The sequence below is a fragment of the Labrenzia sp. THAF35 genome (genome assembly GCF_009363595.1).
GTDB lineage: Bacteria > Pseudomonadota > Alphaproteobacteria > Rhizobiales > Stappiaceae > Roseibium > Roseibium algicola.
The window spans coordinates 1,933,772-1,945,000 of the sequence record NZ_CP045380.1 but is presented as its reverse complement, the minus strand read 5'-3'; the positions used below and the strand labels follow the sequence as shown (position 1 = coordinate 1,945,000).

Genomic DNA, 11,229 nt, shown 5'->3' with positions numbered 1-11,229 from the left:
GAAGTTTCTTATCCGCAAACCGCTCAATGGCGGCAAGTTCCGCTCCGGTTTCGGCATGCGCCGCCACCCGATCCATGGCTACACCAAGATGCACCGCGGTGTGGACTGGTCTGCTTCGCGCGGAACGCCGATCATGGCGGCCGGGAACGGCACAATCGTCAAGGCCGGCTGGAGCTCCGGCTATGGCCGCCGTATCGAGCTGCAGCACACGAACGGCTACACCACGACCTATAACCACATGAGTGGTTTTGGCAGCGGCATCCGTGAAGGATCCAAGGTCACCCAGGGCCAGATCATCGGATATGTCGGCTCCACCGGCCTGTCGACAGGCCCGCACCTGCACTATGAAGTGCTCGTCAACGGCCGTTACATGGATCCGATGCGTATCAAGCTGCCGAAGGGCCGTACGCTGGATGGTGAAATGCGCACAGCGTTCGAAACCGAGCGCTACCGCGTCGACACCTTGCTGGATCGTGTCCGCAAGCCGTCGCGGATCGCTGCCATCAACTGACACTCCTGAAAAACAAAGTTCGGCCGGGGCCTTCGTGCCCCGGCCGAACTTGTTGATGTCTGCACTCCGGACAGGCTTCGATCATTCAATCCCCGCCTGAGGGACCGGCACCAGCTTGACGCCGGCGACAATCAACCTGCCGCTCATCCAGCTTCCGAAACTTCCTTCTGCCGTGCCTGGTCGCGGCGCAGAGCCATGTAGATCGCCGGGATTACCAGAACCGTCAGGATCGTCGACGATGCCAGACCGAAGAGCAGCGAGATCGCCAGCCCCTGAAATATCGGATCGGTCAGGATAACTGCAGCGCCGATCATGGCGGCAAGCGCTGTCAACAGGATCGGCTTGAAGCGGATTGCCCCGGCTTCCAGCAAAACGTCCAGAAGCGGTTTGTCGGGCGTGCGCGAATGCTGGATGAAATCGACCAGCAATATGGAGTTGCGCACGATGATGCCGGCAAGTGCAATGAAGCCGATCATCGATGTCGCCGTGAATGGCGCAGCAAACAGCCAGTGCCCCAACATGATGCCGATCAGCGTCAGCGGAATTGGCGTCAGGATCACGAGCGGCAGTTTGAAGGAACCGAACTGGGCCACCACCAGGAAGTAGATGCCCAGGATCGCCACCATGAAGGCACCTCCCATGTCCCGGAAAGTGACCCAGGTGACTTCCCACTCGCCATCCCAGAGCAGGGTTGGCCGCGTTTCGTCTTCGGGCTGACCATGGAACGAGATCACCGGTTCCCCGTCAGGTCCCCAATCCATGTCCTGGATCTTTTGTCCAACAGCCAGCATCCCGTAAACCGGTGCTTCGAACGCACCTGCCAGTTCGCCGGTTACCATTTCAACCGCGCGCCCGTTGTGGCGGAACACCGGAAAGGATGTCTTTTCCCTGCGAACCGTCACCACGTCGCCAAGCTCGATCACGCCCCGGCCTCCAGGCAATGCATTGGCCGGCACCGGCGTTGCAAGCACCGCTTCACCGATCACCATGTCACCCCTGGCTAGATGGATCCGGATCGGGATCGGATAACGCGCCCGGCCGCGGTGCGAATAACCGACCTCCGTTCCACCATAGAGGCGCCGGACGGTGTCGAAGACATCGCCCTGCTCGACCCGGTGATATTCAAGCCGGTCCTGATCGATGGCGATGCGCACCCGGTCGGCCTGGGTTCCAAAGGAATCGTCGACATCCACGATGAACGGCACGTCCTCGAAGGCCTGGCGAACCTTGCTTGCAACCGCGCGCCTGGTTTCGGCATCGGGCCCATAGATTTCCGCAAGCAGCGTCGCCAGAACCGGCGGCCCTGGGGGCGGCTCCACCACCTTCAACACAGTACCGGCGGGTAGGTCGAGACCTGACAACATCTCGCGGATATCCAGCGCGATGTCATGACTTGTCCGGTCCCGCTCCCCCTTCTCGGTGAGATTGATCTGCACGTCACCCTGTTCAGGCAGTGCGCGCAGATAGTAGTGGCGAACCAGTCCGTTGAAATTGAAAGGCGATGCAGTGCCGGCATAAGTCTGGAACGACAGGATTTCAGGCACCTCTCCCAAACGGGCGACAATTTCATGAAGAACCCTGTCCGTGTCCTCGACCGAAGACCCTTCCGGCAGATCGGCAAGCACCTGCAGCTCCGCCTTGTTGTCGAATGGAAGCAGTTTCACCGTAACGTCGGTGGTATAGAACAGCGCAAGCGAACCGATTGTGCAGACGCCGACGATCAGCAGAAAGCCCCAGGCGCGCACGCGCGAACCGATCAACGGTCTGGCGACCTTCGCGTAAATACGACCCAGAGCCCCGCCATGTGCCGCAGGCGCATGGGAATGGCCTCCGCCGCGGCCAGCGAATTTCATCATCAGCCAGGGTGTCAGCATCACGGCAACAAAGAACGAAAACAGCATCGCTGCCGAAGCATTGGCAGGAATCGGCGCCATATAGGGGCCCATCAAGCCTGAAACGAACAGCATCGGCAAAAGGGCGACGATGACCGTCAGCGTTGCGATGATGGTCGGATTGCCGACTTCCGCCACCGCTTCCACCGCGGCTTGCGTCCGGCTGCGATCATCCGACATGCCCCAGTGCCGGGCGATGTTCTCGATCACCACGATGGCGTCGTCCACCAGGATGCCGATGGAAAAGATCAGGGCAAACAGGCTGACACGGTTGATGGTGTAGCCCATCAGATAGGCTGCAAAGAGCGTGAGCAGGATCGTCGTCGGGATCACCACCAGCGTCACCAGCGCTTCGCGCCAGCCGATCGCCAGTGCGATCAGGACGACAATGGAGACTGTCGCAAGCCCAAGATGGAACAGCAGTTCATTGGCTTTTTCATTGGCGGTCTCACCGTAGTTCCGGGTGATCTCCATATCCACGCCTTCGGGAAAGAGATCTCCGCGAATTGCTTCAAGCCGTGAAACGATTTCATCGGAAATCACCACCGCATTGGTGCCCGGTCGTTTGCCAATGGCCAGCGACACCGCCGGGGCCAAGGTCAATGCTCCATCTTGCTTGCGAATATGGGCGACCCTGTGTTCTGCCGGTTGAGTGGCAAGGTCGATGCGGGCGACATCACGCACATAAACGGGCCGGGCATCACGGGCAGTCAGGAAGAGATTTCCGATCTCTTCGGCCGATTGCAACGTCTCCCCTGCGACCAGAACGCGCTGCTCTCCGGCTTCGCGAACATAGCCTGCGCGGAAGGACTTGTTGGCGCCCTCGATCTTGGCAGCCAGCTGCTGCAGCGTGATGCCGTAGAGCGACAGTTTTTCCGGGTCAGGTTCAACGCGAATGGCTTCCGGCTGCTCCCCGACGATGAACGTGAGACCGATGTCCGAGAGCTTGGCGATTTCGGTCTGAAGTTCACGCGCGATCCGGGTCAAACCGTTTGCCGTCCACCGTTCGGCGCCCCCCGGTGTCGGTGTCAGCGTAACGACGACAATGGCGACATCATCAATACCCCGGCCAACAATCAATGGCTCCGGAATGCCGACAGGGATCCGGTCCATGTTGGCGCGGATCTTTTCGTGCACGCGCAAGATGGCAGCGTCCGCGTCGGTCCCGACGAGAAACCGTGCCGTTACCAGCACACGGTCGTCCTGGGTCTGGGAATAGATATGCTCGACACCATCGATCGCCTTGACGATCGTCTCCAGCGGTTCCGTCACCAGTTTGACCGCATCATCCGCATTGAGGCCGTTGGCTTCCACATGAATATCGACCATCGGCACGGAGATTTGCGGTTCTTCTTCACGTGGCAGGGCAACAAGAGCAATCAGCCCGAGGGCAAGGGAAGCCATCAGGACCAGCGGGGTGAGCGGTGACCCGATGAAGGATCGGGTCAGCCATCCGGCAAGACCGAGTTTCATGGCACCAACACCCGATCACCGGCACGCAATCCTGTCAGGATTTCGACCAGAACCGTCCCGTCGTGAAGAACATTTGCGCCTGGAACCACGGCGACATCCTGGGTGCCAGCCGCAACGGCGACCTGCACATAATCGACACCATGCCGGATCGAAAGAGCAGCTTCCGGCACCGCAATGACCTGACGCTCGCCGACGGGCACATGAACAAGGGTGCGTTCGTTGACGAAATAGTCTCCCAGGCCATCGACATCGACATCCGCCGTCACCCGGCCTTCGGTAATTTCGGGATAGACCTTCACGATCGTTCCGAAGGTTTGCCGGGTTGCGGTGCTCCCGGTCTCCGCAGCCTCGGGCTTGGGGTCAAGACCACGTCCACCCAGCAGGACTTTCGCCCCTGAGGTTATTTGGGCGGCATGACGCTCCGGGATGGAGAGACGCAGGAAGTATCGGCCGCTGGCAATCCGGGCGACTTCCTCTCCCGGCAGAATGACCGAGCCTTCCGTGACCGGCACTGTCAGAACGCGTCCGGCATTGGGGGCCAGGATCTCGCCTTCGCTGGCACGCTGGCGTACGACCGCCATCTCCGATTCCGCCGCGACGGTCTGGTTGGTGACCACATCGAATTGTGTGCGCACCTGGTCCAGCCGGCTTTGTGCCGCGCTGCCACGGGCAACCAGTTGCTCCACACGCTCCAACTCGGTGCGGGCATTGTGAAGCTGGGAGCGCAGAACCTCGATCCGGGCCTCCGCAGCCCCCAGCTCGAGTGCAATTTTCTCGTCAACGACCAGGGCAATGACCTGATCAGCTGACACGACATCGCCCTCGCGCACGGAAATTGTCTTTATGGTTCCGCCAATGCGGGCACGGGCAGGAACGACCGTCCGGCTTTTGACCTCGGCAAATACCGCCTTGGTTTCCGGTACGGTGATCGGCTCGGCCAGAAATTCACCGGCACGAGCCACCGGCGCGGCACCCGACGCTGCAGCCAGCGTCAAAAGAAAGAAAATGAAGATACCGCGTCTCATCTTGTCCTCCACCTTACGAGAAGGCCACTCCCGGTTTCATGCCGAGCTTTTTGAAAATGATTGCTGCCGGACAAAAGCCGGTGACGGATGCCTGCATCAGGTTCAAGCCGACAAAGGCGTTGAGCAGATACCAGTAGGGCGAAACGTAAAACCCCAGCGCCAGGGACAAGAGCACCATGGCACCTGCAAACATCATGACTGCACGATCGACTGTCATCTGAGTCTCCTTGATCGGATCAGCCGCCCTGGGGTTTCACCGAAGCGCGGCTCTTGTTTCACATTTATGAATATATGAATACCACAGCTTTTCGCGGGCCCGTTTGACAAAACGCAAATGCCCGGGCCAATCGAGCCACAAAACGAAAAACCCGCGGAAGTGTCCTTCCGCGGGTTTCCTTTTCATATCTTTCAGCTTGCCTCAGGTCAGGCGGCTGCGCTTTCCGAACCTTCCACCTGGAACATCAGGCGGTCTGACCCAGCCGTGACATCCACCGTCTGGCCGTCGAGGATTTCGCCGGCAAGCAGCTTTTCGGCGAGAGGATCCTGAACGTCCTTCTGGATCACCCGTTTCAGCGGCCTCGCTCCATAGGCTGGGTCGTAGCCCTTCTGGGCCAGCCAACCGAGAGCGCCGTCGTCCAGTTTCAGCGTGATCTTGCGATCGCTGAGGAGAGCCCGCAGGCGCTCCAGCTGGATCTTGACGATATCGGCCATCTGCGACCGCTGCAGGCGATGGAACAGCACGATCTCATCGAGACGGTTCAGGAACTCCGGACGGAAATGACCCCGCACGGCGCTCATCACCTCGTCGCGAACCGCATCCGTATCCTGACCTTCCGGCTGGTTGACCAGATACTCGGCCCCCAGGTTCGAGGTCATGATGATCAGCGTGTTGCGGAAGTCGACCGTCCGGCCCTGACCATCGGTCAGCCGACCGTCGTCCAGAACCTGCAACAGCACGTTGAACACGTCACTATGCGCCTTTTCGATTTCGTCGAAAAGCACGACCTGATACGGGCGCCGCCGAACGGCTTCCGTCAACGCACCACCTTCCTCGTATCCGACATAGCCGGGAGGCGCGCCGATCAGACGGGAAACGGAGTGCTTCTCCATGTATTCCGACATGTCGATCCGCACCATTGCGCTGTCGTCATCGAAGAGGAACGACGCAAGTGCCTTGGTCAGCTCGGTCTTGCCGACACCGGTCGGTCCGAGGAACATGAACGAGCCAATCGGCCTGTTCGGATCCTGCAGACCGGCACGCGCCCGGCGCACCGCAGTGGAAACCGCATGAATGGCTTCTGCCTGGCCAATGACCCGGTTCGCCAGCATGTCTTCCATCTGAAGCAGCTTTTCGCGCTCGCCTTCCAGCATCTTGTCGACCGGAATTCCGGTCCACTTCGAAACGACCTGGGCAATATGAGCCGGCGTCACGGCCTCATCGACCATGGCATCGGCATCCTCTGAAGCTTCCGCTTCGGCGAGTTTGCGCTCCAGCTCCGGAACCACGCCGTAGGCAAGCTCACCAGCCTTGGCCAGATCACCGCGACGCTGCGCGATTTCCAGGTCGATGCGGGCCTGTTCCAGCTGTTCCTTGATCTTCTGTTCAAGGTTCAGCTTTTCCTTCTCGCCCTGCCAGCGGTTGCTGAGTGCCTGCGACTTTTCTTCCAGATCCGTCAGCTCCTTCTCGAGCCTGGACAGGCGATCCTTTGAAGCTTCGTCGCTTTCTGCCTTCAGCGCCTCGCGCTCGATCTTGAGCTGGATGATCCGGCGATCCAGTTCATCCAGTTCCTCCGGCTTGCTGTCGACCTGCATCCGCAGCCGGCTGGCGGCTTCGTCCACAAGATCGATCGCCTTGTCCGGCAGGAACCGGTCGGTGATGTAGCGGTTGGAAAGAGACGCTGCCGAGACGATGGCACTGTCGGTGATACGGACCCCGTGATGGAGTTCGTATTTCTCCTTGATCCCGCGAAGGATCGAAACCGTGTCCTCGACCGTCGGCTCGCTCACGAACACAGGCTGGAACCGGCGTGCCAGAGCGGCGTCCTTTTCAACGTGCTTGCGGTATTCGTCCAGCGTGGTCGCACCGACACAGTGCAGCTCACCGCGCGCCAGAGCAGGCTTCAAGAGGTTGGAGGCATCCATGGCCCCATCCGCCTTGCCGGCGCCAACCAGCGTGTGCATCTCATCGATGAACAGGATTACCTTGCCCGCGGCCGCCTGGACTTCGGACAGAACACCCTTCAGGCGTTCCTCGAACTCACCCCGGTATTTCGCGCCAGCAATCAGCGAGCCCATGTCGAGCGCAAGAAGCTGCTTGTCCTTGAGCGATTCCGGCACATCGCCATTGACGATGCGCAGCGCAAGGCCCTCGGCAATCGCAGTTTTGCCGACCCCTGGCTCACCAATCAAAACCGGATTGTTCTTGGTACGGCGCGACAGGACCTGGATGGTCCGGCGGATTTCCTCGTCACGGCCGATCACCGGGTCGAGTTTGCCTTCCCGGGCAACCTGGGTCAGATCCCGAGCGAATTTCTTCAGCGCGTCATACTGGTTTTCGGCAGTCGCGGTATCGGCCGTCCGGCCCTGGCGAAGCTGGTTGATTGCCTCGTTCAGTCCGTTTGGCGTAATGCCGTGCCGCTTCATCAGTTTGCCAGTCTCGCTGTCGCTGTCCATGGCAAGGGCGAGCAGAAGCCGCTCCACGGTGACGAAACTGTCTCCGGCCTTGTCGGCGATCTTCTCGGCCTGCTCGAACAGGCGTGCGGTTGCCTGGCCCATGTAAAGCTGTCCGGACCCACCGGAAACTTTCGGCATCTTGTCCAGAAGGCCCTCAAGATCGCCCTTCAATGCCTTGGCGTTGCCGCCGGCACGGTCGATCAGGCCACTGGCCATGCCTTCGGGATCATCCAGAAGAACCTTCAGGATGTGTTCAGGTGCGAATTGCTGATGGCCCCGCCCCAAGGCAAAGGTCTGAGCGGACTGAACAAAACCGCGCGCACGCTCAGTGTATTTTTCAAAGTTCATAAGTTACCTCCTACCCGTCCGCACCACCCGAAGCGTGGGGAACGATCTGGAATACGGACCCCTGATACGGGCATCCGCACAGCCTTTTGCAGTGCTGCTCCTCTAATATAGTGTTGCATATTCACCACAAAAGCCCCTGCGGCATCTTATTCTGTGCCGTCCGGAACGGATGTCTGCAAGCCAAACAAAAAACGGCGCCCATCATGGACGCCGTTTTATCTGTTTCAGCTTTATCGAGGCTGACCATCTACCGGATCATTCTCCGGCAGGAGCCTCGGCCGGAGCCTCTTCAGCCGCCTTGGCACGGCGCGGGCGTGCAACCCGGCGGCGTGGTTTCGGCTGATCCTCTTCGTCGGAACCGCCAGAAGCTTCAGCACCGTCCGCGGCTTCCGCCGTGGCCTGGCCTGCGTCAGCCTGATCACCGGAGGCCCGGCGCGGCGTGCGCGCACGAGGTGTCCGGGGGCGGCGGCGCGGCTTTTCGTCCGCTTCGTCGTCGCCGGCTTCGGCTTTCTCTGCCTTCTGGGAAGCGCCGTTGACCTTACCTTCCTGATCGATGACAGGCATGTCGTCGATGAAAGGCTGCGGGCTGTCGGCATCCATCAGGTCGTTGTCCGAGGAGGACACGTCCTGGGAAGACCGTTCTGCGCCATTGGAGTGGCCTGAGCCATTCGTTGCCGCGGTTTCGAAACCGTCTTCGGCTTCGTTGCGGGAAGAGGCATGCGCCATCGGCTGCTGTTGCGGCTGCGCGGCAGCCACAATGCGCAGATAGTGCTCCGCATGCTGGTTATAGTTCTCGGACATCACCCGGTCGCCGGATGCCTGGGCATCCCGTGCAAGCTGCTGGTACTTCTCTGCAACGTGCATCGCAGTACCGCGGATTTTCACATCAGGACCGTTTGATTCGTAAGTCCGGGTTAACGGATTTGGGCCCTTGCGGCCCCGTCCGCGCATACGCTTATTGCTTTGATTACCTGGTCTCATCCTGCCGTTTTCTCTTAAGGAACGGCGGTCAGCTTGACGCTGACCCAACATCGGAATTGCCTAAAACCGACACGAAATACCTGCCGAAACCAACAATGCTGGTTAGCGGCTGTCATTGAAAACATACGCAGCGCGCTAAAGGCCGATGGCCAACGCGATTGTCTTTTTCTTCGACAGTCCGAAACACCGGATAGTCCGATTTGCAACGGTTTCCAAAACGCTGAAGTTGCGCCGGTTCCCAGCTGCCGGATGCGCATGCCCCGCTAAACGCTGATAACATTTCCGGTCTCGGCAAGAGGAACGTACCCGTTTCCGTTGCGATTTCCAAGTGCTTTTTCGCCTTTGGATCAAATCCGCAAAATTAGAGCCTGCGCCCCACCACAACACGGTCGTTTCCGGAAAGATCTTTAATGATTTCAATCTCTACAAAGCCATGATGACGCAGCTGTTTTTCCAGATCCTCTCCTTGATCGAAGCCGATTTCGAGAGCGATCCAACCGCCCGGGCGCAGCAGCTTCACAGCATCCGCGACGATACGAACATAGGCTGTCAGGCCGTCCTCACCGCCATCAAGAGCAAGCTTCGGGTCATGCTGAATCACTTCGCGCGACAGTTCGGCGAGGACAGCGCTGCGGATATAGGGCGGGTTGCTGACAACCCAGTCGAAGCCGCTTTCCGGCCGCAGCGCGGAGGTATAGTCCGCCCGCACGGGAAGAAACCGGTCTTCCACGCCGTGCAGAGAGGCGTTGCCTGCAGCACATTCAAGCGCCTGTTCCGACAGGTCCACCGCGATCATCCGGCTTCGGGGCAACTCGGCCAGCAACGTGACGGCGATCGCTCCCGTACCCGTGCCGATATCGCAGATAAACGGCGCTTCTTCAGGAGCACATCTTTCAAGCACGGCATCGATCAGGGTTTCAGTGTCCGGCCGGGGCTCCAGCGTTGCCTCGTTCAAATGAAATCGCCGGCCGTAGAAATCCCGTTCTCCGAGTATCCGGCCGACGGGCATCCCATCCAGGCGTTTCCGCGCATGGGCCTCTGCAAGTTCGGCCGCCCCACGTGCAGCCTCTTCCTGTTCTCGAAAGACAAGTTCCGACAGGGGCAGCTCGAGCGCCGCGCTGACCAGAAGCCTTGCATCCAGTTCCGGTGTCGGCAAACCGGCCACCCGAAACCGGTCGCGCACGGACCGGTAAAGCTGGCCGATGGTCACCTCAGGCCTCTTCGGTTGCCAGAAGATTGGCCTGGTGGTCCAGGATCAACGGCTCGATGACTTCGCCAAGCGCTTCCCCGGAAAGGATCTGCTCCAGCTTGTAGAGCGTCAAACCAATACGATGATCTGTCACGCGGCCCTGCGGGTAGTTGTAGGTGCGGATACGCTCCGATCGGTCGCCGGACCCGACCTGTAGGCGCCGAGCCTCGGTTCGCTCGCTCGCAGCCCGCTCGCGCTCCTCGTCATAGATGCGCGCCCGCAGAAGCTGCATGGCTCGCGCCTTGTTCTTGTGCTGCGAGCGTTCGTCCTGAACGGCAACGACGATACCCGTCGGCAAGTGCGTGATGCGCACTGCAGAATCGGTCGTGTTGACGTGCTGACCACCTGCGCCCGATGCGCGGTAGGTGTCGATCCTCAAGTCGCTCTCCTGAACGTCGATATCGACGTCCTCCGCCTGAGGCAGCACGGCAACGGTTGCCGCCGACGTATGAATACGTCCGCCCGACTCGGTCGCGGGCACCCGTTGCACCCGGTGAACACCGGACTCGAATTTCATCTTGGCAAAAACGTTGTCGCCGGAAACGGACGCGATCACTTCCTTGTAGCCGCCGACTTCACCTTCGCTGGCAGACAGGATTTCCACCTTCCAGCCCTGAAGTTCGGCATAACGCTGGTACATGCGGAAGAGATCACCGGCAAAGAGAGCCGCCTCGTCGCCGCCGGTCCCCGCCCGCACTTCCAGGATGGCATCGTTGGAGTCCGCCTCGTCCTTCGGCAACAGCCCGATGCGTACATCCTGGGCCAGTTCTTCGACGCGCCCTTCCAGCTCGTCGCGCTCCATTTCGGCAAGTTCGCGCATTTCCGCGTCGGAGGACGGATCCTGCACCAGTGACTTTGCACCGGCCAGATCCTGTTCCGCCTTGATCAACGCACGGATTTTGCCGACCAACGGCTCCAGTCCGGCATATTCCCGCGACAGCTTTACATAAGCGCCCGGATCCGGATTGGCGGACATCATGTGTTCGAGTTCAGCGAACCGGTCCAGCAGGGTATCAAGTTTGTGACGCGCCAGCATACGCGCTGATTCTCCAGAAATTATCGCTTTGACGGTGAGTT

The 11,229-nt window shown here is 60.0% G+C and carries 8 protein-coding genes (1 of these 8 running past the window's edge); 1 reads left to right on the top strand and 7 read right to left on the bottom strand.

Annotated features, from left to right (window positions below):
* Positions 1-511: the final stretch of a M23 family metallopeptidase gene (locus tag FIU93_RS09020; RefSeq protein WP_075284182.1), read on the top strand. The gene continues 1,463 nt to the left of window position 1, outside the view; the window shows 511 of its 1,974 coding nt (coding positions 1,464-1,974); its start codon lies beyond the left edge, outside the window; its stop codon occupies positions 509-511.
* A 143-nt stretch (positions 512-654) separates the two neighbouring features.
* On the opposite strand, the gene FIU93_RS09015 is transcribed toward FIU93_RS09020, so the two are convergent.
* From FIU93_RS09015 to prfA, 7 genes are all read right to left on the bottom strand, one after another.
* On the bottom strand, positions 655-3,876 hold the full coding sequence (locus FIU93_RS09015) for an efflux RND transporter permease subunit (protein ID WP_152505408.1): 3,222 nt from the start codon (positions 3,874-3,876) through the stop codon (positions 655-657).
* Positions 3,873-4,901 (bottom strand): efflux RND transporter periplasmic adaptor subunit, encoded by a 1,029-nt coding sequence (locus tag FIU93_RS09010; protein ID WP_152505407.1) that lies wholly within the window; start codon positions 4,899-4,901, stop codon positions 3,873-3,875. The genes FIU93_RS09015 and FIU93_RS09010 overlap by 4 nt, the downstream gene beginning before the upstream one ends.
* 13 nt (positions 4,902-4,914) lie before the next feature.
* Positions 4,915-5,118 carry a DUF2892 domain-containing protein gene (locus FIU93_RS09005; RefSeq protein ID WP_152505406.1) on the bottom strand — a complete coding sequence of 68 codons (204 nt, stop codon included), beginning with the start codon at positions 5,116-5,118 and terminating at the stop codon, positions 4,915-4,917.
* Positions 5,119-5,324: 206 nt separating this feature from the next.
* The gene (gene clpB / locus FIU93_RS09000) at positions 5,325-7,922 is read right to left on the bottom strand and encodes an ATP-dependent chaperone ClpB (protein WP_075284185.1); all 2,598 of its coding nucleotides are present in this window, start codon (positions 7,920-7,922) and stop codon (positions 5,325-5,327) included.
* A 255-nt stretch (positions 7,923-8,177) separates the two neighbouring features.
* The gene (locus FIU93_RS08995) at positions 8,178-8,873 is read right to left on the bottom strand and encodes a DUF4167 domain-containing protein (protein ID WP_152505405.1); all 696 of its coding nucleotides are present in this window, start codon (positions 8,871-8,873) and stop codon (positions 8,178-8,180) included.
* 391 nt (positions 8,874-9,264) lie between these two features.
* Positions 9,265-10,113, bottom strand: coding sequence for a peptide chain release factor N(5)-glutamine methyltransferase (gene prmC, locus FIU93_RS08990; protein ID WP_152505404.1), 849 nt, complete (start codon positions 10,111-10,113; stop codon positions 9,265-9,267).
* A 1-nt stretch (position 10,114) separates the two neighbouring features.
* Complete coding sequence (gene prfA / locus FIU93_RS08985; RefSeq protein ID WP_152505403.1) at positions 10,115-11,188, bottom strand: peptide chain release factor 1; 1,074 nt, start codon at positions 11,186-11,188, stop codon at positions 10,115-10,117.
* Positions 11,189-11,229 lie beyond the last annotated feature (41 nt).

Excerpts from the sequence above, each read along its gene's own strand:
- FIU93_RS09010 (WP_152505407.1), bottom strand. The coding sequence starts at position 4,901 with ATGAGACGCGGTATCTTCATTTTCTTTCTTTTGACGCTGGCTGCAGCG.
- FIU93_RS08995 (WP_152505405.1), bottom strand. The coding sequence starts at position 8,873 with ATGCGCGGACGGGGCCGCAAGGGCCCAAATCCGTTAACCCGGACTTAC.
- clpB (WP_075284185.1), bottom strand. The coding sequence starts at position 7,922 with ATGAACTTTGAAAAATACACTGAGCGTGCGCGCGGTTTTGTTCAGTCC.
- FIU93_RS09015 (WP_152505408.1), bottom strand. The coding sequence starts at position 3,876 with ATGAAACTCGGTCTTGCCGGATGGCTGACCCGATCCTTCATCGGGTCA.
- prfA (WP_152505403.1), bottom strand. The coding sequence starts at position 11,188 with ATGCTGGCGCGTCACAAACTTGATACCCTGCTGGACCGGTTCGCTGAA.
- FIU93_RS09005 (WP_152505406.1), bottom strand. The coding sequence starts at position 5,118 with ATGACAGTCGATCGTGCAGTCATGATGTTTGCAGGTGCCATGGTGCTC.